General features: G+C 69.9%; 28 protein-coding genes. 5 read left to right on the top strand and 23 right to left on the bottom strand.

Annotated features, from left to right (window positions below):
• Positions 1-2: 2 nt before the first annotated feature.
• The 11 genes from YIM_RS06370 to YIM_RS06320 all read right to left on the bottom strand — a co-directional run bounded on the left by YIM_RS06370 (position 3) and on the right by YIM_RS06320 (position 9117).
• Complete coding sequence (locus tag YIM_RS06370; RefSeq protein WP_153029448.1) at positions 3-434, bottom strand: DUF2550 domain-containing protein; 432 nt, start codon at positions 432-434, stop codon at positions 3-5.
• A 28-nt stretch (positions 435-462) separates the two neighbouring features.
• The gene (locus YIM_RS06365) at positions 463-828 is read right to left on the bottom strand and encodes a F0F1 ATP synthase subunit epsilon (protein ID WP_153029447.1); all 366 of its coding nucleotides are present in this window, start codon (positions 826-828) and stop codon (positions 463-465) included.
• Between the two features lie 128 nt (positions 829-956).
• Positions 957-2384: a F0F1 ATP synthase subunit beta gene (gene atpD / locus YIM_RS06360; protein WP_153029446.1), complete on the bottom strand. Its 1428-nt coding sequence runs from the start codon at positions 2382-2384 to the stop codon at positions 957-959.
• Positions 2384-3328, bottom strand: coding sequence for a F0F1 ATP synthase subunit gamma (locus YIM_RS06355; protein WP_153029445.1), 945 nt, complete (start codon positions 3326-3328; stop codon positions 2384-2386). The genes atpD and YIM_RS06355 overlap by 1 nt, the downstream gene beginning before the upstream one ends.
• Before the next feature lie 6 nt (positions 3329-3334).
• A complete protein-coding gene (gene atpA, locus YIM_RS06350) occupies positions 3335-4972 on the bottom strand; it encodes a F0F1 ATP synthase subunit alpha (RefSeq protein ID WP_153029444.1) in 1638 nt (545 codons plus the stop codon).
• Positions 4973-5028: 56 nt separating this feature from the next.
• Positions 5029-5847, bottom strand: coding sequence for a F0F1 ATP synthase subunit delta (locus tag YIM_RS06345; RefSeq protein WP_153029443.1), 819 nt, complete (start codon positions 5845-5847; stop codon positions 5029-5031).
• 6 nt (positions 5848-5853) lie between these two features.
• Entirely contained in the window at positions 5854-6408 is a 555-nt protein-coding gene (locus YIM_RS06340; RefSeq protein WP_153029442.1) for a F0F1 ATP synthase subunit B, read from the bottom strand.
• Between the two features lie 29 nt (positions 6409-6437).
• Positions 6438-6692 carry an ATP F0F1 synthase subunit C gene (locus YIM_RS06335; protein WP_153029441.1) on the bottom strand — a complete coding sequence of 85 codons (255 nt, stop codon included), beginning with the start codon at positions 6690-6692 and terminating at the stop codon, positions 6438-6440.
• Between the two features lie 67 nt (positions 6693-6759).
• The gene (atpB, locus tag YIM_RS06330; RefSeq protein WP_153029440.1) at positions 6760-7554 is read right to left on the bottom strand and encodes a F0F1 ATP synthase subunit A; all 795 of its coding nucleotides are present in this window, start codon (positions 7552-7554) and stop codon (positions 6760-6762) included.
• 329 nt (positions 7555-7883) lie between these two features.
• A complete protein-coding gene (locus tag YIM_RS06325) occupies positions 7884-8357 on the bottom strand; it encodes a hypothetical protein (RefSeq protein ID WP_153029439.1) in 474 nt (157 codons plus the stop codon).
• An 85-nt stretch (positions 8358-8442) separates the two neighbouring features.
• Positions 8443-9117: a L,D-transpeptidase family protein gene (locus tag YIM_RS06320; RefSeq protein ID WP_153029438.1), complete on the bottom strand. Its 675-nt coding sequence runs from the start codon at positions 9115-9117 to the stop codon at positions 8443-8445.
• Between the two features lie 105 nt (positions 9118-9222).
• Here YIM_RS06320 and YIM_RS06315 point away from each other — a divergent pair, with 105 nt between their 5' ends.
• Complete coding sequence (locus YIM_RS06315) at positions 9223-9795, top strand: RNA polymerase sigma factor (RefSeq protein ID WP_228004576.1); 573 nt, start codon at positions 9223-9225, stop codon at positions 9793-9795.
• Entirely contained in the window at positions 9792-10820 is a 1029-nt protein-coding gene (locus YIM_RS06310; protein ID WP_153029437.1) for a hypothetical protein, read from the top strand. Before YIM_RS06315 ends, YIM_RS06310 begins: the two co-directional genes overlap by 4 nt.
• Here the strand turns inward: YIM_RS06310 and YIM_RS06305 are convergent.
• The 4 genes from YIM_RS06305 to YIM_RS06290 form a co-directional block, all read right to left on the bottom strand.
• On the bottom strand, positions 10817-11968 hold the full coding sequence (locus tag YIM_RS06305; protein WP_153029436.1) for a glycosyltransferase family 4 protein: 1152 nt from the start codon (positions 11966-11968) through the stop codon (positions 10817-10819). The genes YIM_RS06310 and YIM_RS06305 overlap by 4 nt on opposite strands.
• A gap of 17 nt (positions 11969-11985) precedes the next feature.
• Complete coding sequence (locus YIM_RS06300; RefSeq protein WP_153029435.1) at positions 11986-12633, bottom strand: L-threonylcarbamoyladenylate synthase; 648 nt, start codon at positions 12631-12633, stop codon at positions 11986-11988.
• 208 nt (positions 12634-12841) lie between these two features.
• Positions 12842-13705 carry a peptide chain release factor N(5)-glutamine methyltransferase gene (gene prmC / locus YIM_RS06295; protein WP_153029434.1) on the bottom strand — a complete coding sequence of 288 codons (864 nt, stop codon included), beginning with the start codon at positions 13703-13705 and terminating at the stop codon, positions 12842-12844.
• Positions 13706-13718: 13 nt separating this feature from the next.
• Positions 13719-14063, bottom strand: a complete 345-nt coding sequence (locus YIM_RS06290) for a MerR family transcriptional regulator (RefSeq protein WP_153029433.1) — start codon at positions 14061-14063, stop codon at positions 13719-13721.
• Between the two features lie 58 nt (positions 14064-14121).
• Here YIM_RS06290 and YIM_RS06285 point away from each other — a divergent pair, with 58 nt between their 5' ends.
• Both YIM_RS06285 and YIM_RS06280 read left to right on the top strand, forming a co-directional pair.
• On the top strand, positions 14122-14895 hold the full coding sequence (locus YIM_RS06285; RefSeq protein ID WP_153029432.1) for an alpha/beta fold hydrolase: 774 nt from the start codon (positions 14122-14124) through the stop codon (positions 14893-14895).
• 2 nt (positions 14896-14897) lie between these two features.
• Positions 14898-15689 (top strand): TIGR03619 family F420-dependent LLM class oxidoreductase, encoded by a 792-nt coding sequence (locus YIM_RS06280; protein WP_153029431.1) that lies wholly within the window; start codon positions 14898-14900, stop codon positions 15687-15689.
• A 3-nt stretch (positions 15690-15692) separates the two neighbouring features.
• Here YIM_RS06280 and YIM_RS06275 read toward each other — a convergent pair whose 3' ends face one another.
• The 3 genes from YIM_RS06275 to rpmE form a co-directional block, all read right to left on the bottom strand.
• Positions 15693-16586, bottom strand: coding sequence for a hypothetical protein (locus YIM_RS06275; protein ID WP_153029430.1), 894 nt, complete (start codon positions 16584-16586; stop codon positions 15693-15695).
• 51 nt (positions 16587-16637) lie between these two features.
• Positions 16638-17705 (bottom strand): peptide chain release factor 1, encoded by a 1068-nt coding sequence (gene prfA / locus YIM_RS06270; RefSeq protein ID WP_153029429.1) that lies wholly within the window; start codon positions 17703-17705, stop codon positions 16638-16640.
• 83 nt (positions 17706-17788) lie between these two features.
• Positions 17789-18013, bottom strand: coding sequence for a 50S ribosomal protein L31 (gene rpmE, locus YIM_RS06265; protein ID WP_153029428.1), 225 nt, complete (start codon positions 18011-18013; stop codon positions 17789-17791).
• A gap of 210 nt (positions 18014-18223) precedes the next feature.
• On the opposite strand from rpmE, the gene YIM_RS06260 reads away from it, so the two are divergent.
• Positions 18224-18748 carry a CHAP domain-containing protein gene (locus tag YIM_RS06260; protein WP_153029427.1) on the top strand — a complete coding sequence of 175 codons (525 nt, stop codon included), beginning with the start codon at positions 18224-18226 and terminating at the stop codon, positions 18746-18748.
• 87 nt (positions 18749-18835) lie between these two features.
• Here YIM_RS06260 and rho read toward each other — a convergent pair whose 3' ends face one another.
• The 5 genes from rho to lysA all read right to left on the bottom strand — a co-directional run bounded on the left by rho (position 18836) and on the right by lysA (position 25937).
• On the bottom strand, positions 18836-20905 hold the full coding sequence (gene rho, locus YIM_RS06255) for a transcription termination factor Rho (protein WP_153029426.1): 2070 nt from the start codon (positions 20903-20905) through the stop codon (positions 18836-18838).
• A gap of 379 nt (positions 20906-21284) precedes the next feature.
• Entirely contained in the window at positions 21285-22163 is an 879-nt protein-coding gene (gene thrB, locus YIM_RS06250; protein WP_153029425.1) for a homoserine kinase, read from the bottom strand.
• The gene (gene thrC / locus YIM_RS06245; RefSeq protein ID WP_153029424.1) at positions 22160-23206 is read right to left on the bottom strand and encodes a threonine synthase; all 1047 of its coding nucleotides are present in this window, start codon (positions 23204-23206) and stop codon (positions 22160-22162) included. Before thrC ends, thrB begins: the two co-directional genes overlap by 4 nt.
• Positions 23203-24504 carry a homoserine dehydrogenase gene (locus tag YIM_RS06240; protein WP_153029423.1) on the bottom strand — a complete coding sequence of 434 codons (1302 nt, stop codon included), beginning with the start codon at positions 24502-24504 and terminating at the stop codon, positions 23203-23205. The genes thrC and YIM_RS06240 overlap by 4 nt, the downstream gene beginning before the upstream one ends.
• Entirely contained in the window at positions 24501-25937 is a 1437-nt protein-coding gene (gene lysA / locus YIM_RS06235; protein ID WP_153029422.1) for a diaminopimelate decarboxylase, read from the bottom strand. Before lysA ends, YIM_RS06240 begins: the two co-directional genes overlap by 4 nt.
• Between the last annotated feature and the right edge of the window lie 2 nt (positions 25938-25939).

The following is a 25939-nucleotide window of genomic DNA, read 5'->3' as shown; positions in this document are numbered from 1 at the left end:
AGTCAGCCCCAGTGGACCCGGCGCCCCGGCGGGGCGGATTCGAGCCAGGAGAGGAAGCCGGTCAGCGCGCCGGGGCCCATCGCGATCTCGATCGGGTTCCCGCTGCCCAGATCGCAGCGGAGCACCTTCGAACCGGCGGGCACGGCATAGGACTCGTACCCCTCCGGATCACGCCGGTCGGCGATCTCCAGGTTCTCCCGGCGGTACACCCGGTCCGGCTTCAGCCGCAGGCTCCACACCCGGTACCAGACGAACTCCTCGCCCTCGTACCGGCCGATCCCCAGGTGCCAGCCTTCCCGGCTGTCGTCCGGCCGCCAGCGCAGCGCGACGCTCACGCCGCCACCACGCCGCATCCGGACCCACCGCAGCGCGTACCAGACCGCGACCAGCAGCAGGGCCAGCGGAAGCCACAAGACGATCAAACTGACGTCCATGGCCGGCTCCCGCTCGTCGCCCGCTCGCTCAGGCCGTCTGCCCGGCCGCCCGCAGCCTCGCCGCGGCCCTGGCTCGCTCGGCCTCGTCCCCGGCCTGGAGCGCGGACCTGGCCTCGGCCACGTCGATCTCGTCGGCCAGCTCGGCGGACTCGGCGAGAATGATCACCGTGGTCGCCGTGACGGACAGGAATCCGCCGTGCACCGCGGCCACGAAGGTCTCGCCGTCGGTGGTGTTCACCTTGACCACACCGCCCTCGACCAGCTGGCCGAGCACCGGCTCGTGGCCCGGCATGATGCCGATCTCACCTTCGGTGGTCTGGGCGACCACGAAGGTGGCCTGGCCCGACCAGAGGCGACGCTCGACCGCGACAAGCTCAACGGACATCTCAGCCACGTGGCTCTCCTTCACATCGGGCGCGCTTGTACTTGAGTGTAATAGCAGGCTCGCCGCGCGCCGGGCCCACTACCAGACGGCGGGGCCGGAGTCCACAGAGGACACCAGCCCCGCCACCGGTGGAACGACTACTTCTTGGTGATCTCGCGGTACTTCTTCTCGAGGTCCTCGAGCCCACCGATACCCAGGAACGCCTGCTCCGGGTAGGTGTCGAAGTCGCCCTTGGCGATCTTGTCGAAGGCCTCGATGGTCTCGGCCAGCGGCACGGTGGAGCCCGGCTGCCCGGTGAACTGCTCGGCGACGAGCATGTTCTGCGACAGGAAGCGCTCGATGCGACGCGCCCGGTTCACCGTGAGCTTGTCCTCCTCGGACAGCTCGTCCATCCCGAGGATCGCGATGATGTCCTGCAGCTCCTTGTACTTCTGCAGGATCGCGATGACCTCGGAGGCCACCCGGTAGTGCTCCTCACCGACGATCGCCGGGTCGAGGATCGTCGAGGTCGACGCCAGCGGGTCCACCGCCGGGAAGATGCCCTTCTGGAACACCGACCGGGAAAGCTCGGTGGTGGCGTCCAGGTGGGCGAAGGTGGTCGCCGGAGCCGGGTCGGTGTAGTCGTCCGCCGGCACGTAGATCGCCTGCATCGAGGTGATCGAGCGACCACGGGTCGAAGTGATCCGCTCCTGCAGCTCACCCATCTCGTCGGCCAGCGTCGGCTGGTAACCCACGGCCGAGGGCATGCGGCCCAGCAGGGTCGAGACCTCGGAACCGGCCTGGGTGAACCGGAAGATGTTGTCGATGAACAGCAGCACGTCCTGGTTCTGCACATCGCGGAAGTACTCCGCCATGGTCAGCGCGGACAGCGCGACCCGCATACGGGTGCCCGGCGGCTCGTCCATCTGGCCGAACACGAGCGCGGTGTCGTTGATGACGCCGTCCTCGCTCATCTCCAGGAACAGGTCGTTGCCCTCACGGGTGCGCTCGCCGACGCCGGCGAACACCGAGGTACCACCGAAGTTCCTGGCCACACGGGTGATCATTTCCTTGATCAGCACCGTCTTGCCGACACCGGCACCACCGAACAGGCCGATCTTGCCACCCTGCACGTACGGGGTGAGCAGGTCGACCACCTTGAGGCCGGTCTCCAGCATCTCGGTCTTGCCCTCGAGCTGGTCGAACGCCGGCGGCTTGCGGTGGATGCCCCACCGCTCCAGGTCGGCGCCGTAGCCCGGCTCGTCGAGGCACTCGCCCAGCGCGTTGTAGACGTGGCCCTTGACCTTGTCGCCCACCGGCACGCTGATCGGGCCGCCGGTGTCGGTCACCTCGGCACCACGCACCAGGCCGTCCTGCGGCTGGAGCGAAATGGTGCGGACGAGGTTGTCACCGAGGTGGCTGGCCACCTCGAGGGTCACCGTCTTGCGCAGCTGCTCGAACTCGATCTCGACGGTCAGCGCGTTGAACTGGTCGGGCACGGCACCGCGCGGGAACTCGACGTCGACGACCGGTCCGGTCACCGAGACGATCCTGCCCTTGGCGGCTGCGGATTCAGTCGTAGTCATCAATCATCACTTCCCACTCCGGCGAGCGCGTCAGCGCCACCGACGATTTCGCTGATCTCCTGGGTGATCTGCGCCTGGCGCGCCTGGTTCGCTTCCCGGGTGAGCGAGTTCACCAGTTCGTTCGCGTTGTCCGATGCCGACTTCATCGCGGTCCGCTTCGCGGCCAGCTCCGAGGCCGCCGACTCCAGCAACGCCGCGTAGATCCGCGTGTTGATGTACTTCGGCAGCAGGGCGGCGAGCAGCTTCTCCGCGCTCGGCTCGAACTCGTAGGAGGACTGCAGGCCGCCGGGGGCCTCCTGGCCTTCCTCGGTGTACTCGACCTCGAGCGGGGCGACCCGCTTGGCGACCGGCTTCTGGGTCAGCATCGAGTGGAACTCGGTGTAGACCACGTGGATCTCGTCCACGCCGAGCACCCCGTCGGGGCCGGGGCCGTCACCCTCGTTGTCCGCCCCGGCCAGGAACGCCTCGACCAGGGTCTCGGCGGCCGGCTTGGCGTTCTCGAAACCGGGCTGCTGGGAGAACCCGGTCCAGCTGTCGACGACCTCGCGGTCGCGGAAGCGGAAGTAGTTCAGTCCCTTGGCACCGATCACGTAGACCTGCGGGGTCTTGCCCTCCGAGCGCAGCAGCGACAGCAGCTCCTCGGCGGCACGCAGCACGTTGGCGTTGTACCCGCCGCAGAGGCCCTTGTCGCTGGTCACGATCAGCACGGCCGCCCGGCGCGGGTTCTCCCGCTCGACCAGCATCGGATGGTCGAGGTTCGCCGCCCCGCCCGCCAGCGCGGAGAGCACGTTCGTGATCTCCTCCGCGTACGGACGGGAAGCGGCCACCCTGGCCTGCGCCTTGGTGATGCGCGAGGTGGCGATGAGCTCCATCGCCTTGGTGATCTTCCCGATCGACTTGGTCGCGCGGATGCGCGACCGCAGTTCGCGTAGCTGTGCGGCCATGGCGCTCTACTTCTTCGGGGCGGGCTTGTTGACCTTCACGGTCTCCTGCCCGACCTTGTCGGCGTCCATCGCTTCGGCCTCGGCCTCGACCAGGCTGTGGCCCTCCGAGGTGACGAAGCCCTTCTTGAACTCGTCGACCGCTTCGGCGAGTTCCTTGGCGTCCTCGTCCTCGAACTTCTTGGTCTCGCGGATGCGGCCGAGCACCTCGCCCTTGCGGCGCAGCGAGTCGATGAACTCGTTGTTGAACCGGCGCACGTCCTCGGTGGGCACCGAGTCGTAGTGGCCCTTGGTGCCCAGGTGCACGATCGCGACCTGCTCCTCGGCCGGGATCGGCGAGTACTGCGGCTGCTTGAGCAGCTCGTACAGCTTCTCACCGCGGTCCAGCTGCGCCTTCGACGCCGCGTCGAGGTCGGAGGCGAAGGCGGCGAACGCCTTCAGCTCCTGGTACTGCGACAGGTCGATGCGGAGCGAACCGGAAACCGAGCGCATCGCCTTGATCTGCGCCGAACCACCGACTCGGGACACCGAGATGGTCACGTCCACCGCGGGCCGCTGACCGGCGTTGAACAGGTCCGACTGGAAGAAGCACTGGCCGTCGGTGATCGAGATGACGTTCGTCGGGATGTAGGCCGACACGTCGTTGGCCTTGGTCTCGATGATCGGCAGCCCGGTCAGCGAGCCGGCGCCCAGCTCGTCGGAGAGCTTCGCGCACCGCTCGAGCAGCCGCGAGTGCAAGTAGAAGACGTCGCCGGGGAAGGCTTCGCGGCCCGGCGGGCGGCGCAGCAGCAGCGACAGCGCGCGGTAGGCGTCAGCCTGCTTCGACAGGTCGTCGAACACGATGAGGACGTGCTTGCCCTCGTACATCCAGTGCTGGCCGATCGCGGAACCGGTGTACGGCGCGATCCACTTGAAGCCGGCGGAGTCCGACGCCGGGGCGGCGACGATGGTGGTGTACTCCATCGCGCCCGCCTCTTCGAGGGACCGCTTCACCGACGCGATGGTGGAGCCCTTCTGGCCGACGGCGACGTAGATGCAGCGCACCTGCTGCTTCGGGTCGCCCGTCTCCCAGTTGGCCTTCTGGTTGATGATCGTGTCCACGCAGACCGCGGTCTTGCCGGTCTTGCGGTCGCCGATGATCAGCTGGCGCTGACCGCGGCCGATCGGGGTCATCGCGTCGATCGCGGTGATGCCGGTCTGCAGCGGCTCCTTCACCGGCTGGCGCTCGACCACCGAAGCGGCCTTGACCTCCAGCGGGCGGCGCTCGGTGGTCTCGATGTCACCGAGACCGTCGAGCGGCTTGCCCAGCGGGTCGACCACGCGGCCGAGGTAGCCCTCGCCGACCGGGACCGACAGCACCTGGCCGGTCCGCTTGACCTGCTGGCCCTCCACGACCGTCTCCGAGTCACCCAGGATGGCGACACCGATCGACCGCGCGTCCAGGTTCAGCGCCACGCCGAGCACCCCGCCGGGGAACTCGAGCAGCTCGTTCGCCATGGTCGAGGGCAGGCCCTCGACGTGGGCGATACCGTCACCAGCGTCTACGACGACGCCGACCTCTTCCCGGCTTACGTCCGGGGCGTAACTCGAGACGTAGTTCTCGATCGCGTGGGCGATCTCACCCGAGGAGATCGTCAGCTCCGCCATGTCCGTTCCCGCTCTCGCTTCGTTCTTGCCAGTGTGCAAAGTAGTTGTGCCAGGCGCTAGGCCAGGCTGCGCCGCAGCGCGTCCAGCCTGCCCGCGGCCGTGCCGTCGATGACCTCGTCGCCGACCTTGACCTTCAGGCCGCCGATCAGGGACGCGTCCACCTCGACGTGCAAGGCGATCGGCCGGGCGTAGATCCGCTGCAGCTTCTCGGCCAGCTGGCCCTGCTGCTCGTCGGTCAGCTCGCTCGCACTGGTCACGTAGGCCACCGAGCGTTCCCGCCGCTCGGCCGCCAGTGCCACCAGCTCGTCCAGGCCGGCGCTCACGCTCCGGCCCCGGTGGCGCAGCACCACCTGCTCGGCCAGCAGCTGGACCACCGGGTCCACCTTGTCCGCGAACAGCGTGCGGACCAGCGTGCGCTTGGCCTCGGCGGACGCGGTCTGCTCGGCCAGCGCCCGCTCGAGCTCCGGCTGACCGGCCACGATCCGGGCGATGCGGAACAGCTGGTCCTCGACGGAGTCGATGTTCCCGGCCTTCTCCGCGCTGCTCAGCAACGCGGACCGGCCGAGCGACTCGAGCCCGTCGGTCAGCTCACGCGGGCTGGACCAGCGGTTGCCGGCCACCGCGTCGAGCACCGACAGGGTCGGGGCGCTGACCTTGTTCTCCAGCAGTCCCCGGAGCAGTCCCGTGCGCGCTTCCGGCGCGGAGGAACCGTCGGCGACCGCCCGGCGCAGGCCGAGCTCCCGGTCGAGCAGTGCCACCACGGCGAGCAGTTCCTCGCCGACAGCTGACGGGTCGGTGCCCGCCTCACCGAGGACCTCGCCGAGACGGGTCTCGGCGAGGCCAAGAGCCTCCCGGCTCGCAGCGTGCAGCGTCATGCGTCTCTACTTCCTGGCTCCGGCCACACCGTTGGCATCGAGTTCGGCGAGGAACCTGTCGACCGTTCCGCGGCGGCGCGCTTCTTCTTCCAGCGACTCACCGACGATCCGGCTGGCCAGCTCGACCGCGTTGCGGCCGAGTTCGGACCGCAGCTCGGCGACGATCTGCGCCCGCTGCGCCTGCAGCTGGGACTCGCCCTGCTGCACGATCCGGCGCTGCTCGGCCTCGGCTTCGGCCCGCAGCTCCGCCTTGATCTGCTCGGCTTCGAGCCGGGCGTCGTCGCGGATCTTCGCGGCCTCGGACCGGGCTTCGGCCAGCTGCGCCTTGTACTGCTCGAGCGCCGCTTCGGCTTCGGCCTGGGCCTTCTCCGCCTTCTCGATCCCGCCCTCGATCTTCGCCGTCCGCTCTTCGTACAGCTTTTCGAAGCGGGGCACCGCGTACTTGCGGAGCAGGAAGAGCAGGATCAGGAACGCGATGAGGCCGAGAATGATCTCCGACGGATGCGGGATGATCGGGTTCGGCGCGCCTTCGGCGGCCAGAACCATCTGCGTTTTCAGCACAGCGTCTCCTTACGCGTTGAGCGGAGGAATCAGCCCTGCGCCAGGAAGAACATGACGATACCGATCAGCGCGAGCACCTCGACGATGGCGAAGGTGGTCCACGCGAGGCCGAGCAGCTTGCCCTGCGCCTCGGGCTGACGGGCGGTGCCGTTGATGACGGCGGAGAAGATCAGACCCACACCGATACCGGGGCCGATGGCGCCCAGGCCGTACCCGATGGCCGCGAGGCCGGGGTTGATGTTGACGGCGGCTTCGGCGGCCTGAGCGAGAACCATGTTGCTCACTTGCGTATTCCCTTTCACTCGGTCCGCAGGTGCGCGGATCGGGGGCTTGTGTGTTTCTTCTTTTTTCTCAGTGGTCGGCGGACAGTGCCGCGCCGATGTAGTTGGCCGACAGCAGGGCGAAGATGTACGCCTGCAGGACCTGGATCAGGGCTTCCAGGAAGGTCATGGCGATGGCCATGCCGAACCCGAAGACCGAGAACACCGGGAAGATCCCACCGCCCGCTTCGAGCAGCAGGTATTCGCCACCGAGAGTGAAGACCAGCAGCAGCAGGTGGCCCGAGAACATGGCCGCGAAAACACGGAGGGCGAGCGTGGCCGGCTGCAGGATGAACTTCGAGAAGAACTCGATCGGGATCAGCAGCGGCAGCACGAAGCCGGGGGCCCCGGGCGGGATCAACTGGTTCTTCATGTACCCGCTGAACCCGTGGCGCTTGATGCCGACGTAGTTGTAGATCGGGTAGACGATGAGAACCGAGATCGCCAACGGGAAGCCGAAGTGCGCCATCGTCGGGAACTGCACCACCGGGATGATCCCGAAGATGTTGTTCACCAGGATGAAGGTGAAGATCGACAGGATCAGCGGCACGAACGGCCGGAAGTCCTTGGAGCCGATCTGCTCACGGGCGATGTTGTTCCGGCCGAAGTCGTACACCGACTCGGCGATGAACTGGGCCTTGCCCGGAACGATCTTCAGCTTCCTGGAGGAGATCATGAAGAACGCCGCGATGATGATCACCGAAAGGATGACCAGCAGCATCGGCTTGGTGAGAAAAGTGCCCTCGCCGAAGATCGGGCCGAGGTCGAAGTCCTTCGCACCCGGGGCGACGAACTCGCCACCCTCGGCTAGTACCAGCGCGCCCAACTGGGCTCCTTCCGGTTCTCCCGGCCGGCGTTCACTCCGCCGGGGGAATCGTCACGATCTGGACTTAACGTACCCGACACGGATCGGGCACCCGGAGGCGGATACCACTGTGGGTAGACCAGGGCCTTACTTCCCGGGATCGGCCAGCCGGACGCGGTGGGCAGAGGGCGATCCGACTGGTTCGCCTCTTCGCGTTCCGGGGCTTAGACCCGGGAGAACGGCCTGAGCGCCGCCTCCATGCGCGGACGATACCAGCCGGTAAAACCGTGCCGTACGCCCGTACTCCTTAGCGCCGCCCCGGCGCTGATCAGGGCGTTCCCAGCTGGTGGTCAGGCGGGGATGATCGTCGGGATCTTGGTGCGGCGGAACGCGCGCATCTCGGCCACCGCGGCGATCAGGATGACCGCGATCATGGTGATGCCGACCGACAGCTCGTGCAGATAGGTGACGTAGCGCAGCGCGAACATCACTCCGAAGAGGACAAACAGCTTCACCGCGTAACCACCGAGCGCTACCACCAGCACGAAGCTCGGCGGCAGGTGCGCGGTCTTGCGCATCATCAGGATGGTGCCGACCGCCGACAGCAGCGCGATCACCCCGCCGACGAGCGCGCTGACCAGGCCGGGAAGGCCCTGCCAGATGGTCGCGGCGACCACCGCGACGGCGACCACGGCCCCCCCGGCGACCAGCATGTCCCGCTGCATCGCCGAGGCCAGCTTGAGCACGGCTTCGGCGTGTGGGTCCGGCTTCTCGGCCGCGGTCTCCGGCTGGGTGTCCGGCTCGGTCGTTTCGGCGTCGCTCACCCCCGCAGTGTAGAACCGCCCGATATCGGGCCGCCGCGAGTGGTCGCCGATCCGGCAATTCACCGGCTATTCATCCGGTGTGCGCTCAATGGACGGAGACCGCGGTTCCCGGCTTCAGCTGCGCGAAGATTTCGTCGATCGTCGAGTCGGTCAGTCGGATGCAGCCGTTGCTCGCGGGCCGGTTCTCCACCGGTTCTCCGCCGTGCAGCGCGATTCCGGTGTCGGTGATGTAGGAGGGCCGGTACATCGGCCCCAGTTTCGCGTGCCGCCACCCGTTGATCTGGTACCGCACGCGGAAATCGCCGGTCGGCGTGTGCTTCCCCGGTTCGTCGCGGCCGGTCGAGGCGTCGTAGATCCGCACCACGCGGCCGTCTTCGACCCGGTAGAGCACCTGCTTCGCGAGATCCACCTCGAAGCCGGGACCGTTTCCGCGCGGCACCGGGGTGACCGGTGCGCGCAGGGCGCGGTCGGTGGCCCGGTCGACCACCCCGGTGCGTGGCAGCCCGTGCACCTTCTGGAAGGCGGTCACCGCGTGCCGGGTCTCCTCGTCGACCGTGCCGTCGGTGCGCCGGACCTGGTAACCGAGACCCTGCAACGACAGCTGGACCTGGGACAGCGCCATGACCGGGGGCTCGGGCGGGGTGAGCACGACGGGCACCGGTGGCGGTGGTGGTGGCGCCGGTGCCGGTTCGGCTTCGACCGCCGCGCAACCGGCCATGATCACCGCCAGCAACGGCAGGCACCACCGAGCGTTGCGCATACTGTCCCCTTCCGGTCTTTCCCCGTACTTGGCGCGAAGCGGCACCGGCGCAACGTGTTGCGCTCGGCGGGGGTCGTGCCAAGTACGGGGGAAGGAGGCGGACGCTTGCCCGACGCACCTGATGCGGACGACACGGATCTCGTGCACCGCATCGCGACCGAACCGGCCGCACTGGAGGAGCTGTACCGGCGCCACGTGCGGGCGGTGCTCGGTTATGCCACGCGCCGGATCGGTGACCCGGTGGAGGCGGCCGACGTGGTCGCCGGGGTGTTCCTGGAAGTGGTGCGCTCGGCCGGGCGGTACGAACCGGGCCGCGGCTCACCCCGGGCCTGGATCTTCGGCATCGCGGCCAACCTGGTGGCCGCGCACGGACGGCGGCGGGCGATCGAAACCCGTGCGCTGCAACGGGTCTACGGACGGCGCGAACTGCTGCCCGACGACTTCGCGGAACTGGCGGACCGGATCGACGCGCAGCGCGCCTCACCGCTGCTGCGTGCCGCGGTGGCCGAGCTGGCGCCGGCCGAACGCGAGCTGTTCCTGCTGGTCAGCATGGATGGGCTGAGCCCGGCCGAGGCGGCGGCGGTGCTCGGCATCGCGGCCCCGGCGGCGCGGATGCGGCTGGCGCGGGCCCGGCGGCGACTCCGGGGCGCGATGCCCCAGATCGGAAGTGGCAGATGAGCGACTACGCCGGTGAACTGACCGGCTTCGAGCAGCGGTTGCTGGACGGCCTGCGCGAGGTGCGCGCCGAACCCCCGCGACGACCGCGGCGGAACTGGCGCCCGGTGGCGGCCCTCGTGGCGACCGCGGCCGCCGTGGTGGGCGCGGTGGTGGCCGTGCCCTCGGTGTTCGACCGGGCCGAGCCGCCCGCTCCTCCGCCACTCGCGCAGCCCGTGGCGGCCAAGCCGTTCAGCTACGTCAAAGCCATGCAGGGCACCGAGTACGTGACCATGGAGGGTGGCGGCGAAGTGCGCAGCGACATCCGCGCCGCCAGTGAGGTGTGGGTGGGCAACGAGCCGGCCGGAATGCGGCCCATGCGCGCGGTTCTTCAGCCGTACCAACAGGTTTCGTGCACTTCCTCGGTTTCGGACGCGCTCTGCGCGGACTGGCTGGGCAGGCACGGCGAGCTGAAGGTGGACCGCGAGCCGATCGACCGTTCGCTGCCGGAGGTCCGCTATCCGCTCGAAGTGGGCGACACCGCCATGCCGGACCGGATCCGGCCGCTGCTGCCCGACACGCTGGTGATCGATCCGGGCCTGCCGTCCGACCCGGCCGCGCTGGCCGCGCGGGTCGGCGAACTCGCCCGGAGCTGGTACGAGCGCTACCACAAGAGCCCGCTGGATTCCCTGCGGAACCACCTCGAATGGGAACTGCTGGTGGAGATCGCGGGGAAGCCCACGCTGAGCCCGGAAACCCGGTCGGCCGCCTTCGGACTGGCGATGGCGCTGCCGATGAGCCGGGTGGGTTCCGGGGTGGACCGCCTGGACCGCGCGGGCACAAAACTGAGCATCGGCGACGGCAACGCCCCGGACGGCGCGGGCGGCACCGAGGTGATCTTCGACCCGGCCACCTCGACCCTGCTCAGCATCGAAGAACTCCGGGCGGTGCCACCGGACACCAAGCGCCTGCCGCAACCGCTGGTGGTCAGCAACTACACGCTCTTCGAAACGAGCACCACGGTCTCCTCGACCGCTGAACGCCCCTAAACGCGCTGCCGCGACCGCAACCGCGGGATCGCCGAGACCAGGATGGCCAGCAGCAGGCCCGCGCCGACGAGCCAGAACACCGCGGCCGTGTCGAACAGGGTCACCGAGACCACCCCGAAGGCGAGCACCCCCGCCCACAAATAGATGAGCATGACCGCGCGGCGCTGCGAGTGGCCGATCTCCAGCAGCCGGTGGTGCAGGTGCATCTTGTCCGCGGCGAACGGGCTCTCGCCGCGGCGGGTGCGGCGCACCACCGCGAGCAGCAGGTCCAGCAGCGGCACGAACAACACCGCGGCCACCACCAGCAGCGGCGCCAGCAGCGCCAGCGTGTCGGTCGGGTCCACCTGCGAGTACGGGATCTTGCCCGACGCCGAGGTGCTCGCGGCGGCCAGCATCAGCCCGATCAGCATCGAGCCGGAGTCACCCATGAAGATCTTCGCGGGCTGGAAGTTGTGCGGCAGGAAACCGAGGCAGGCCCCGGCCAGCGCGGCGGCGATCAGCGCGGGCGGGTAGCTGCCCACGTCACCGCCGGTGTCGTGCAGCACGCCGAGCGAGAAGGCGCAGGTGGCCGCGGCGGCGATGAACCCGAGCCCGGCGGCCAGGCCGTCGAGTCCGTCGACGAAGTTCATCGCGTTGATCATCAGCACCACCAGGAAGACCGCGAGCAGCCCGCCCTGGTTCTTGTCCAGCACCAGCACCGAGCCGAGGCCGTCGCCCTCACCCCACGGCACCCAGAACGAGACCCACTGCAGGCCGAACAGCACCAGCAGCCCGGCACACATCACCTGGCCGGCCAGCTTGGTCCAGGCGTCCAGCTCGATCCGGTCGTCCAGCGCGCCGATCAGCACGATCAGCCCGCCGCCGATCAGCACGCCGACCGGGTCCAGCGAGTACTCGAAGGCACGCCGCAGCACCGGCAGCTGGTGCGCCAGCGCCATGCCGCCGACCACGCCGAAGTACATCGCCAGCCCGCCCATCCGCGGGATCGGGATGACGTGCACGTCGCGGGCGCGGGGATTGGCCACCGCGCCGATCTTGATCGCGAACCGGCGCACCAGGCCGGTCAGCAGAAAGGTCAGCGCCGCCGCGGTGAGCCCGACCAGCAGGTACTCGCGGATCGGCAGGCCTTGGGTGATCGTGGGGGGCACGGGGAGTTCTCTCAGGTTCAGGAAGTCGACACGGGGACGCCGAGCACTTCGGACACCGCGTCCGCGCGCACCGCGCCCTCGCGCAGCACGACCGGCTGGTCGCCGGTGAGATCGACGATGGTCGACGGCACCGGTTCACCGCTGGGGCCGCCGTCGAGATAGACCGCCACCGAGTCACCGAGCTGCTCCTGCGCCTCCGCCGCGGTGGCCGCCGGTGGCCTGCCGGAGACGTTGGCGCTGGAGACCGCCATCGGCCCGACATCGCGCAGCAGCTCCAGTGCCACCGGGTGCAGCGGCATGCGCAGCATGACCGTGCCGCGGGTGGTGCCGAGATCCCACTGCAGGCTCGGCGCGTGCGGGAGCACAATGGACAAATCGCCCGGCCAGAACGCCTCGATCAGCGCCCTTCCCTGCGGTGGCACGCCGAGCACCAGACCGTCCACTGTGGACCAGGAGCCGACCAGCACGCCGACCGGCATGTCCGGGCCGCGGTTCTTGGCACGCAGCAGGGACTGGACCGCGGCGCCGTCGAAGGCGTCCGCGCCGATGCCGTACACCGTGTCGGTCGGCAGCACCACCAGCCTGCTCGAGCGGACCGCTCCGGCGGCCGCGGTCAGGCCGTCGGCACGGGAATCGGGTTGGCTGCAGTCGTACACCGCGCTCATGCCCCGCAGCCTACTGCTCCCGCTCAGCCACCGAACGGCAAGTCATGCTCGCGCTCTCCACACCCAGGCGGCCCTGGTGACAGGGCAGATCGGCCGAGCACGAGTCCGCCCCGGCCGGACGGCGCCCAGGTCGTGTTTCCTGAGCGGCGGAGCCGCTTGCGGTGGGCCGCCAGCCCGCACCGCCACGCAAACCAGGTAAAACGGTCGCTCAACCTCGGCGGGCTGTCGTGAATCGGGGACGGCCGGCGAGGTCGGGGTGGCAGCGGACGTCGGTGAGCACGCGGCGTCCGGCGATCAGTTCGGGCACCACCGAGCCGTGGGTGTCGTCGTGTTCGATGGCCAGGCCGCCGGTCGGTTTCAGCAGGCGGGCCCCCGCGGCCACGGCGTACCGGATCACCTCGAGCCCGCCCTCCTGGGCGAAAACCGCCTGCGGCGGGTCGAAGTCGGCCACCTCGGGCGGCACCTCGGTGCTCGGCGGCACGTACGGCGGGTTGCACAGCACCAGGTCGACCAGCCCGTCCAGCTCGGCGAACATGCTGCCGTCGGCGATGTCCCCGGAGTACAGCCGGATCGCGGTGTCCCCGGCGGCCGCCCTGGCCTCGGCGTTGTGCCGCGCCCAGGCCAGCGCCTGCGGATCGACGTCCACCGCGTAGACCACGGCGTCCGGCCGCTCGTGCGCGACGGCCAGCGCCAGCGCGCCGGACCCGGTGCACAGGTCGACCACCACCGGGTACTGCCTGCCCTCGATCACCGACAGGCCCCATTCGAGCAGCAGCTCGGTCTCCGGGCGCGGCACGAAGACCCCGGCGCCGACGTCCACGGTGATCCGGCCCATCGGCGCCCAGCCGGTCAGGTGCTGCAGCGGCACCCGCTTGGCGCGCTGGTTCACCAGCTGCCCGATGGCCTCGACCACCGGCGGGTCGACCAGCGGCACCAGCGGCAGGCGCGAGCGCTCCACGCCGAGCACGTGCGCCGCGATCAGTTCGGCGTCGGTGCGCGGGGAGGCGACCCCGGCGCGTTCGAGGATCCTTGTCGCTTCGATGATCGCCAGCCGGAGGGGTTGCCGCTTCACGCTTCCCAGCCTGTCACACCACGGGCAGATAACCGGCGAGCGCACCGCGGTTGCGGCGCAGTGTGTCGATCCGGTCATCCAATTCGGCGAGTTCCGCGCGCAGGGTGCGCACCAGGCTCGGGCAGAGGTCGAGGCGGCTGAGATCCTCCATCACACACGGCAACACCTGGGCGATCACTTCGGTGGACAGGCCGAGGTCGAGCAGCCTCCGGATGTGACGCACGGTGGTGACCGAGTCCTCGTCGTACCGGCGGTAGCCCTTCGTGTCGCGGCTCGCGGTGAGCAGGCCCTGCTCCTCGTAGTACCGCAACATCCGCTGGCTGACCCCGGTCCGGGCCGACAGTTCACCGATCAGCATGAGATCCACCCCACGTGAGCTTGCCCCTGACATCGATGTGAGTGCTTAACGTCGCCGCATGGCTGAACATTTCTCGCACCTGATCCGAGGCTCCGGCCCCGGCCTGCTGCTCGCGCACGGCGGTGGCGGCAGCATCGAGGGCAACTACGGCATGCTGATCGACGAACTGGCCCGCACGCACACCGTGATCGGGCCCGACTACCCCGGCTCCGGCGAGACCCCGCGCAGCGAAACCCCGCTCGACCTGGACTCGGTCACCGACGCGGTGGTCGGCACCGCGGTGGCGGCCGGGGTGGAGCGGTTCACCGTGCTCGGGTACTCGCTCGGCACCGCGGTCGCCGTGCGGGCGGCCACGCGGCACCCCGATCGGGTCACCGGGCTGATCCTCACCTCGGGCTTCAGCCACCCCAGCAACAAGCTGCGACTGGCCGCCGACGTGTGGCGCGCACTGCTGGACGCCGGCGACCGCCGGCTGCTGGCGAAATACCTGATGGTGATGGGCAGTGGCGAGCGGGCGCTGAACTCGCTGAGCCCGGCCGAACTGGACGCCGCGCTCGACGGGCTCGCCGCCTTTGTGCCGGCGGGCACCCCGGAGCACGTCGACCTGGTGTCCTCCGTGGACACCCGCGCCGAACTGGCCGGGATCTCGGTGCCCACACTGGTGATCGCCACGACCGCGGACGCCCTCGCCTCGCCCGCGCTGTCGGCCGAACTGGCCGCCGGAATCCCCGGCGCCCGGCTCGCGGAGGTCGACGCGGGGCACAACATTGGTGCCGAAGCGCGAGAAAAATGGCTGGAAACGATCCAGAAGTTCCTCTCCGAGATTGGCTGAAAATGGACCTGCAAGTGGTGCTGCCGAACGAGTTCCCGGAAATGGCACCGGGCCGTCCGGCCGAGATCGCGGTACGGGCCGAGGAACTCGGCTATCACACGGCCTGGCTGCCGGACCACGTGCTGCCGCCGGGCGAGTACGGCAATACCTACGGCGGTGTGTACGAACCGCTGATCACGCTTTCCGGGATCGCCGCGCGGACCACCCGCATCCGGCTCGGCACGTCGGTGCTGGTGCTGCCGCTGCGGGACCCGTTCTCGCTGGCCAAGCAGGTCGCCACGCTGGACCGCCTCTCCGGCGAGCGGCTCACGCTGGGGCTCGGGGTCGGCTGGGACCGCAAGGAGTTCGAGAACGTCGGCTCCGATTTCACCACGCGCGGAGCGCGCACGGACGAAGCCATCGAGCTGATGCGCGCCCTGTTCAGCGGAGCGCGTTCTTTCGAGGGCCGGTTCTACGGTTTCGACGGTGGTGTGTTCGAGCCGCGACCGCGGGGAAATGTACGGCTGATGGTCGGCGGAATCAGCGACGCCGCCCTTCGCCGGGTGGCGCGGGTGGCCGATGAATGGCAGAGCATCGAGGCCGATCCGGAGAAATTCGCCGCGCAGATCACACGACTCCGTTCCTTCACCGACCGCCCGCTACGGGTCGGCACCCGCATTTCCTGGGACGGCGCGGACTCCACCGCCGCCCGCGTCAAGTCCCTGCGCGAGGCGGGCGCCGACTTCGTCGCCGTCTGGTTCGGCGAGGACAACGGCTACGAAGACCGCATGACCACCCTGATCAACGCGGTCTGACGGTCAGCAGTCGTCTTCGGTGGGCATCGGGCTGGCCGGGTCGAAGTACGCCGGTGGGCGCTTGGGGTCCGGACCGGCGCCCGCCGCCCGGTCGCTGTAGCCCGGAGCCAGCAGGCCCTGCTCCGACGGGCCGCACGCGATCGAGTAGCTGTGCCCCTGACCGGACGGGAGGTCGAGGCCGAGGTCCTCGGCGTACCAGCTCTCGGCGTCGTCGCGGTAGACGAAGTCCAGGTCCCACCTGGTGCTCGCGACCACGTCGAGCGGAGTGGTCGCCTGGCTCGGGTCGTCGATGTCGAAGGCGTAGGCGAACACCAGGTTCGTCCTGATCAGCAGTTCGCCCTCGCGCGCGCCCGGCTCGGCGCGGACCGTGCCGTTGACCTTCGGCCCGGCGGGCAGCAGCCGGAATCCCGGCGCGATCTTGGTGGCGTAGGTGGCCGGCCAGGTCGCGGGAGACTTCAGCTCGGCGTTCAGGGCGTCACGGGCGCTGGGAGCGAGCGGGGCGAGCAGCGGTTCCAGGTCGCCGCCGGTCAGCACCGACCGGTTCAACCGGCTGGCGACCAGGAACTCCTTCACCTTCCCCAGTGCCGTGCCCACCCGCTTCGCCGAGAAGCCACCCGTGGCGACGGACTCCGGCAGCACGATCGCGGCCTCACCCTCGGCCCAGTCCTGCGCGGGCGTGCCGAGAAAGGGCTGGTTCTTGTCCAGCGACCACATGACCTGCTGGAGGTCGGCGTCCGTCCCCACGGGACGCGGATCCTGGGCGGCGCGCGCGAAGTAGATGCCCACCCCCGCGGCGCCCAGCACCACCACCGCCAGCACGATCAGCCACGCCCGGCCACGCCGTTTCGGGGCGCCGTTTTCCGGCAGGATCGTCCGCCCGTACTGATCAGTCTGCATTTCTCCCCCAGTGCCGAGTCGGCTATTTGATCGGCGTTCAGGGGAGGTTCGTTAGCCGGAGTGCGCGGCCAGTCGTTCGTCGCGGTCGGCGGAGCGCAGTGCGTCGAGCACACCGTCGAGTTCGCCGTCGAGCACCTGGTCGAGGTTGTAGGCCTTGTAGTTGACCCGGTGGTCGGAGATCCGGTTCTCCGGGAAGTTGTACGTGCGCACCCGCTCGGAGCGGTCCACCGTGCGCACCTGCGACCGGCGCGCGTCCGAGGCCTTCGCCGCGGCCTCTTCCTCGGCGATGGCCTGCAACCGCGCCTGCAGCACCTGGAGCGCGCGCGCCCGGTTCTGGATCTGCGACTTCTCGTTCTGGCAGGACACCACGATGCCGGTCGGCAGATGGGTGATGCGCACCGCCGAGTCCGTGGTGTTCACGCTCTGCCCACCGGGACCGGACGAGCGGAACACGTCGATCCGCAGGTCGTTCGGGTCGATCTCGACCTCGACCTCCTCCGGCTCCGGATAGATCAGCACGCCTGCCGCGGAGGTGTGGATGCGGCCCTGCGACTCGGTCGCCGGCACCCGCTGCACGCGGTGCACCCCGCCCTCGAACTTCAGCCGCGCCCACACGCCGTCGGCATCGGTGCCCTTGCTCTTGATGGACACCGTGGCGTCCTTGAAGCCGCCGAGGTCCGAATCCACCGAGTCGAGCACTTCGGCCTTCCAGCCGTGGCGCTCGGCGTAGCGCAGGTACATGCGCAGCAGGTCGCCCGCGAACAACGCGGACTCCTCGCCGCCCTCCCCCGACTTGATCTCCATGACCACGTCGGAGCCGTCGTACGGGTCGCGCGGCAGCAGCAACTCGGTCAGCCGCGACTCGAGCACCGGGATGCGCTCGGCCAGCTCCTCGGCCTCGGCCGCGAAGGCCGGGTCCTCGGCCAGCTCACGGGCGGCCCCGAGGTCCTCCCTGGCACTCTCCAGCTCACCGATCGCCCGGATCACCGGGGTCAGCTCGGCGTAGCGGCGGCCGAGCTTGCGCGCCCGGCCCTGGTCGGCGTGCACCGACGGGTCCGCGAGCTGCTTCTCCAGCTCGGCGTACTCGTCCAGGAGCCCGCGCAACGATGTCGAATCCACGCCTGATGTCCCTCTTCCGGTGTACCCGCGTACCGCATGAAAACGGCGCCCACCCGCTGAGCGAGTGGGCGCCGTCGGCAAAGCTAGCTGGCGTCGGACTTCTTCCGCTTGCCGTAGCGAGCCTCGAAGCGCGCGACCCGGCCACCGGTGTCCAGAATCTTCTGCTTGCCGGTGTAGAAGGGGTGGCAGTTCGAGCAGATCTCGACGTGGATGTCGCCGCTCGTCTTGGTGCTGCGCGTGGTGAAGGTGTTGCCGCAGCCGCAGGTCACGTTGGTGACCACGTACTCGGGGTGAATGCCGCTCTTCATGGTGTCCTCTCTTGGCTGGCCGCCGGGTCCCCGGGATTTCACGGGGTGAACCGGAGCCGGACGTCAGCGGGTAATTCTGCCAGACCCGCCGGTAGCCCGTTCAACAGGGCTGGGCCTGCGGATATTCCCCGGCTTGTACGGATCTTGTACATCTTCACGGGATGGTGCTGCGGTTGGTGATTCTGTAACTTCTAGGCGAAGGAGTGAACGATGCGCATCAGGAGACTGCTGGTCGGGACCGCGGTGGCGGCGGCGATGGCGGGCGCCGCGGTGGCCCCGGCCCAGGCGAGCCCGCTCTCGGCGGAGATCACCGCCGCGGACATCAACCCGGCCGCGGGCACGTTCACCACCGTGCCGGAGTCGGACCTGTCCACGCTCGGCGCCGGTGACGGCACGCCGGCAGGCGCGGTGGCCTGGTTCAAGGCCAAGATGGGCAGCACCGCCTACCAAGGCCTGTGCGAGAAGGCGGTGGAGAACGCCTACGGGGTCACCGGCGTCTGGGCCTCGGCCAACGCGCACTGGAACGGCGCCAGCCCGAAGCACACCGACGGCAGCAGGCCGCCGAAGGGCGCCTTCGTGTACTGGAACATCAGCCAGTGGGGGCACGTTGGCATCGCCGACGGCAACGGCGGCATCTACGCCAGTAGCATCGGCGGCAAGATCGGCCACGCCTCCAGCGTCAACTACTTCAACAACTACCGGGGCTGGACCCCGGCGGCCGTCCCCCACCAGTAACCCCGCACCCGAGACCTCTTGGTGGGGACCGGAGGAAAGGCGAAGGGGCCGCACCGGCACGGTGCGGCCCCTTCGTCGTCAGCTGACTCAGTCCTCGTCGGGACCCAGCGCGGTCTTGGAGACCTGCATCAGGAACTCGATGTTGGTCTTCGTCTTGCGCAGGCGGGACAGCAGCAGGTCGATCGCCTGCTGCGAGTCCAGCGCGTGCAGCACCCGGTGCAGCTTCAGCGTCACCGCCAGCTCGTCCGGCGAGAGCAGCAGCTCCTCCTTGCGGGTACCGGACGGGTTGATGTCCACCGCGGGGAAGACGCGCCGCTCGGCGATCTTGCGGTCCAGCTTGAGCTCGGCGTTGCCGGTGCCCTTGAACTCCTCGAAGATCACCGTGTCACCGGTGGACCCGGTTTCCACCATCGCCGTGGCGAAGATGGTCAGCGAGCCGCCGTTCTCGATGTTGCGCGCCGCGCCGAGGAAGCGCTTCGGCGGGAACAACGCGGTCGAGTCGACACCACCGGACAGGATGCGCCCGGAAGCCGGGGCCGCCAGGTTGTAGGCGCGGCCGAGGCGGGTGATCGAGTCGAGCAGCACCACCACGTCGAGGCCCATCTCGACCAGGCGCTTGGCCCGCTCGATGGACAGCTCGGCGACCGAGGTGTGGTCTGACGGCGGGCGGTCGAAGGTGGAGGCGATGACCTCGCCCTTCACCGACCGCTGCATGTCGGTGACCTCTTCCGGCCGCTCGTCGACCAGCACCACCATCAGGTGGCACTCGGGGTTGTTCGTGGTGATCGCGTTCGCGATGTCCTGCATGATCGTGGTCTTACCGGCCTTCGGCGGCGACACGATCAGCGCGCGCTGCCCCTTGCCGACCGGCATCACCAGGTCGATCACGCGGGTGGTGAGCTTGTGCGGCTCGGTCTCCAGCCGCAGGCGCTCGTTCGGGTACAGCGGGGTCAGCTTGGTGAAGTCCGGGCGCTTCTTCGCCTGGTCCGGCTCGAGGCCGTTGATGCTGTCCACGCGCACCAGCGGGTTGAACTTCTGCCGCTGCTGCTCACCCTCACGCGGCTGGCGCACCACACCGGTGATGGCGTCCCCGCGGCGCAGGCCGTACTTGCGGACCAGCGACAGCGAGACGTACACGTCGTTCGGCCCGGCCAGGTAACCCGAGGTGCGGACGAACGCGTAGTTGTCCAGCACGTCGAGAATGCCGGCCACCGGGAGCAGGACGTCGTCCTCGCGCACCTCGGTGTCCGGGCTGCCACCCTCACCGCGGCCACCGCGGCGGCGGCGGTCGCGGAAGCGGCGACCGCGACGGCCGCCCTCTTCGTCGTCGTCGGACTGCGGGCCCCCGCCCCGGTTGTCCTGCTGGCCGCGCTGGCGGTCGTTCTGCCGGTCGCCACGGTCACCGCGGTCGTTGCGGTCACCCCGGTCGCCGCGCTCGTTGCGGTCCCGGTCACCACGCTCGTTGCGGTCGCCACGCTGACGGTCACCGCGCTGCTGCTGGTCACTCCCCTGCTGGCGGTCACCACCGGACTGGCGGTCACCCTGCTGGCGCTCGCGGCGCTGCTCGCGCTCGCCGGAACCCCCGCCGGACGAGTCGGCCGGGCGGTTCGAGCCGCGGCGGCGGCGCCCGCCCTCACGACGGCCACCGTCCTCGCCGGCGGAGGACTGGTCTCCCGACGGCGCCTCGCTCTCGGCGCTCTCGGCGCCCTTGCGCTCGGCCTGCTGCGGCTCGGCGGCCGGGGCCTTGGCGGCCGGGGCCGCCTGCTCGGCCTGCTCCGGCTTGGCCTCGGTCTTCGGCTGCTCGGTGGCCTTGGCCGCCTCCTTGCGCGGAGCACGTGCCTTCGTCTCGGCGGGCTTGCCGCCGTCGATGCCGTCGAGCGGAAGCGTCTCCGCGCCGGTGGCGGTCGCGGCGGCGCTGCCGCGCCGCTTGGTCTTGCCCTGGCGCTCGCGGATGGCCGCGATCAGGTCGCCCTTGCGCATGCCCGCGGTGTCGCTGATACCGAGTTCACCGGCCAGCGAACGCAGGTCGGCGATGACCATTCCGGACAGACCGCCGGGTCGGCGTTTCGGCGCGGCGGTGCCGTTCGCCTGCGGCTCGGCCCCACCAGCGTCACTGGTAGGAGCCGCGTCGCCGCTCAGTAGATCGGTGTTGCTCACACAAGTCCTTCCTTACCGATCCACGCCTCCAGGTGGATCAGCGGACTGCCGCCCGCGTCCGAATCACGAGACGGCTAGTTGTTCCCGTGGCCGGAAGCCAGATCCAGCCGAGACGTACGAGTCACGGCGGGAGAACCGCCGACACGGGAAGTACGTGCCCCATAACGGCACACGCGAAAATTCGTCACCGCGACCGCACCGGAGCCCGTTGCCTCACCCCGGACCCCCGCAGGACCCTGGACTGGACGGGAAAATGCGATCCGGGCTGAACCCCCGGAACCTGCACCGGGTGCGGACTGCGCACGGTGATCGAACGCCCCCGAGGGTAGACCGGCCCGCTTCACCGTGCAACAACCACCCCTACTTTGCGTTCGGCGTGTTATGCCACAGCGACCTGGACACCGGCCGAATCCACGGGCAGAGCGGTGACCTCGAAAGATGTAACGTCCACCACGTCCGGAAGCATTCCCGTGGTGGTCAGCGCCAGCACCGTCGGCCCGGCACCGGAGATGGCCGCCGCCACGCCGTGCTCCCGCAACTGCGCCACCAGCCGCGCGCTGGCCGGGTACGCCGGGGCGCGGTAGCTCTGGTGCAGCCGGTCCTCGGTGGCGGTGAGCAGCAGTTCCGGGCTTGCCGTCAGTGCCCGCACGGCCAGCGCGGCCCGGCCGGCGTTGAACGCCGCGTCGGCGTGCGGCACCTGCGCGGGCAGCAGCCCGCGGGTGGCGTCGGTGGACGAGCGCTGCCCCGGCACGCAGAGCACCGGGCGCAGGTCAGGATGTGGGTCGAGCCGTTCCGCCCCGAACCGGCCACCGTCCGCCCACGCGATGACCAGCCCGCCGAGCAGGCTCGCCGCCGCGTTGTCCGCGTGGCCCTCGAAACCGGCGGCCAGTTGCAGTGCCTCGTCGTCGAGTTCCCGCCCGGCCAGCGCGTATCCCGCGGCCACCCCGGAAACCACCGCGGCGGCCGAGGAACCGAGGCCGCGTGCGTGCGGAATCGTGTTGTGGCAACGCAGGTGCAGCCCCGGCGGGGAAAAACCGAGATGGTCGCACGCGCGGCGGAGCGCGCGCACCACCAGATGGGTCTCGTCGGTGGGCACGTCGGCGACCCCGCCCGCACCGGCGTCGAGCACCTCGACCTTCAGCCCGGCGTCGGTGACCCGCACCTCGACCACGTCGTAGAGGCCCAGCGCCAGGCCCAGCACGTCGAATCCGGGCCCCAGGTTCGCCGTCGAGGCCGGGACCGTGACCCGGAGGCTCACGCCAGCTCCAGCGCCGCGGCCACGGCGGTGGGGTCCACCGCCAGCGGTTCGACCTCGACCACGCCGTTGAGCGCGGTGGCCGGGTCCTTGAGGCCGTGCCCGGTGACCGTGCAGACCACCGTCGAGCCCTTGGGGATCCGGCCGTCGGCCGCGGTGATCAGCAAGCCGGCCACGCTGGTCGCCGAGGCGGGCTCGACAAAAACGCCCTCCTTGCGGGCCAGCAGCCGGTACGCGGAGAGGATCTGCTCGTCGGTGGCCTTCTCGAACAAGCCGCCGGAGGCGTCCTTGGCCTTGACCGCCTTGTTCCAGGAAGCCGGGCTGCCCACGCGGATCGCGGTGGCCACGGTCTCCGGCTCGGTCACCGGCTCACCGTCGACCAGCGGCGCCGCGCCGGCGGCCTGGAAGCCGAACATGCGCGGTGTGCTCTCGACCACACCGTCGGCCGCGTACTCGGCGTACCCGGCCCAGTAGGCGGAGATGTTGCCCGCGTTGCCGACCGGCAGGCAGTGGATGTCCGGCGCCGCGCCGAGCACGTCGCAGACCTCCCACGCGGCGCTCTTCTGCCCGATCAGGCGGACCGGGTTGACCGAGTTCACCAGGGTCACCGGGTAGTCGGCCGCGGTTTTGCGCGCGAGCTCCAGGCAGTCGTCGAAGTTGCCCTCCACCTGGAGGATCTTGGCGCCGTGCGCGACCGCCTGGGCCATCTTGCCGAGCGCGATCTTGCCCTCGGGCACCAGCACCGCGCTGGTCAGCCCGGCCCGCGCGGCATAGGCCGAAGCCGAGGCCGAGGTGTTGCCGGTGGAGGCGCAGATGACCGCCTTGAGCCCGCTGGCCAGCGCGTGCGTGATGGCCACGGTCATGCCGCGGTCCTTGAACGAGCCGGTCGGGTTGGCGCCCTCGACCTTCAGGTACACCGTGCACCCGGTCAGCTCCGACAGGTGCGGGGCGGGCAGCAGCGGTGTGTTGCCCTCGCCGAGGGTGATGATCTTCGCCCCGTCCGGAACGGGGATGCGGTCGGCGTAGGCCTCGATGATCCCGGTCATTGGTCTTCGCCTTCCACGCGCATAACGCTGACCACTTCGTGCACCACGTCCATCTTCGCGATTTCGTCCACAGTGGACTCCAGGGCGGCGTCCGGGGCCAGGTGGGTGACGATCACCAGGCTCGCGGTGGACAGCCGGTCGCGCTGGCGGACCGCGGCGATGCTCACCCCGTTCGCCGCGAACACCTGCGCCACCTGGGCCAGCACACCCGGCCGGTCCGCCACGTCCAGGCTGACGTGGTACCGCGTCGGGGTCTGCCCCATCGGGCGCACCGGCAGCGCGGCGTGCGCGGACTCGCGCGGGCCGAGCCCGCCGAGCACCCGGTTGCGGGCCACCGCGACCAGGTCGCCGAGCACCGCGCTGGCGGTCGGCGAGCCACCGGCGCCCTGGCCGTAGAACATCAGCTCACCGGCGGCGTCGGCCTCGACGTAGACCGCGTTGAACGCACCGCTGACCCCGGCCAGCTGGTGCGTGTTCGGGATCATCACCGGGTGCACGCGGGCGGAAACCGACTCACTGCCGTCTTCGCTGGTGACCCGTTCGCAGATGGCGAGCAGCTTCACCGTGCGGTTCAGCATCTTCGCCGCGGCGATGTCCGACGCGCTCACCGCGGCGATGCCCTCGCGGTGCACGTCGCTCGCGGTCACCCGGCTGTGGAAGGCGAGCGACGCGAGGATCGCGGCCTTCGACGCGGCGTCGTAACCGTCCACATCGGCCGTCGGGTCCGCCTCGGCGTACCCCAGCCTGCTCGCTTCGTCCAGCGCCTCGGCGTAGCCGGCGCCGGTCGAGTCCATTGCGGACAGGATGTAGTTCGTGGTGCCGTTGACGATGCCCATCACCCTGGTGATCCGGTCACCGGCCAGCGATTCGCGCAACGGGCGCAGCAGCGGGATGGCACCGGCGACGGCGGCCTCGAAGTAGAGGTCGGCACCGGAGGCGTCGGCCGCCTCGGACAGCTCCGCCGAATGCTCCGAGAGCAGCGCCTTGTTCGCGGTGACCACGGATTTGCCGGCGCGCAGGGCATCCAGCAGCCAGGTGCGCGTCGGTTCGATGCCGCCGATCAGCTCGACGACCACGTCCACGTCGTCGGCGGTGACCAGCGTCGCGGCGTCCCTGGTGAGCAGTTCGGGCGGCAGCTCGGGGTGCTTGTCCGGGCGGCGGACCGCGATGCCGGCCAGCTCGACCGGCGCGCCGGCGCGGGCGGCCAGCTCGGCGGCCTGCTCGGTGAGCAACCGCGCGACCTCACCGCCGACCGTGCCGCAGCCGAGCAGGGCCACGCGAATGGGTTCGGACCTCACGACACCTCCAAGCCCAGCATGTCCTCGGTGGTTTCCCGGCGGAGCAGCAGCCGCGCCCCGCCGTTGCGCACCGAGACCACCGCCGGGCGCGGCTGGCGGTTGTAGTTGCTGGCCATCGAATAGCAGTAGGCACCGGTCGCGGCGACCGCGAGCAGGTCACCGGGAGCCAGGTTGTCGGGCAACCAGCAGTCGCGGACCACGATGTCGCCGGACTCACAGTGTTTTCCCACCACGCGGGACAACGCGGCGTTCGCTTCGCCGTCCTGGCCGTCACCGGCGGCCCGCGAGACCAGCCGCGCGTCGTAGACCGCGTCGTAGAGCGAGGTGCGGATGTTGTCGCTCATCCCGCCGTCGACGCTGACGTAGCGGCGTACCGCGTTGTCCCCCAGCGTGACGTCCTTGATCGTGCCGACCTCGTAGAGCGTGACCGTGCCGGGACCGGCGATCGCGCGGCCCGGCTCACCGGCGATGCGCGGCACCGGCAGCCCGGCGAAGGCGCACTCCTTGCGCACGATCTCCCGGATCTGGGTGATCATCTGCGCCGGCGGCGGCGGGTTGTCGCGATCGGTGTAGGCGATGCCGAAGCCACCACCTAGGTCCACTATGGACAGTTGGTCGACCAGCTCCGGGCCGTGTTCCTTGCCCAGTTCGGCGATCAGCCCGATGATCCGGCGGGCGGCCACCTCGAAGCCGTCGGCGTCGAAGATCTGCGAGCCGATGTGGCTGTGCAGGCCGATCAGCTTCAGCGAACCGGCGTTGAGCACCCGGCGCACCGCCTCGGCGGCGTCCCCGGAGGCCAGCGAGAAGCCGAACTTCTGGTCCTCGTGCGCGGTCGCGATGAACTCGTGCGTGTGCGCCTCGACGCCGACGGTGACCCGCACCATCACCTGCTGGACGATCTCGCGGCGCGCGGCCACCTCGGCCAGCCTGGCGATCTCGAAGTACGAGTCGAGCACCACCGTGCCCACCCCGGCCTCGACCGCCATCTCCAGCTCGGCGGCCGACTTGTTGTTGCCGTGGAAGGTGATCCGCTCGGGCGGGAACTCCGCGCGCTGGGCGATGGCCAGCTCGCCGCCGCTGCACACGTCCAGGCTCAGGCCCTGCGCGGCCACCCAGCGGGCGACCTCGGTGGACAGGAACGCCTTGGACGCGTAGTGCACCAGCGCCGGGTCGTCGAAGGCCTCGGCGTACTCGGCGCAGCGGGACTTGAAGTCGGCCTCGTCGATGACGAAGAGCGGGGTGCCGTAGGTCTCGGCCAGCTCCCGCACGTCGACCCCGGCTATCCGGACCACACCGTCCGGGGCGCGGAAGGCGTTGCGGGGCCACACCTTCGGGTAGAGCCGGTCCAGTTCGCCCGAAGTGGACGGCGGGAACCCGGCGGTGTCCGCATGGGCATGGACCTCGGCGTACCGGGGTCCCGCGGGGTGAGCCATGA

It is taken from the genome of Amycolatopsis sp. YIM 10 (genome assembly GCF_009429145.1).
GTDB lineage: Bacteria > Actinomycetota > Actinomycetes > Mycobacteriales > Pseudonocardiaceae > Amycolatopsis.
Note: the sequence above shows the minus strand (reverse complement) of the source record. Positions and strands in the feature narration are given on the sequence as shown.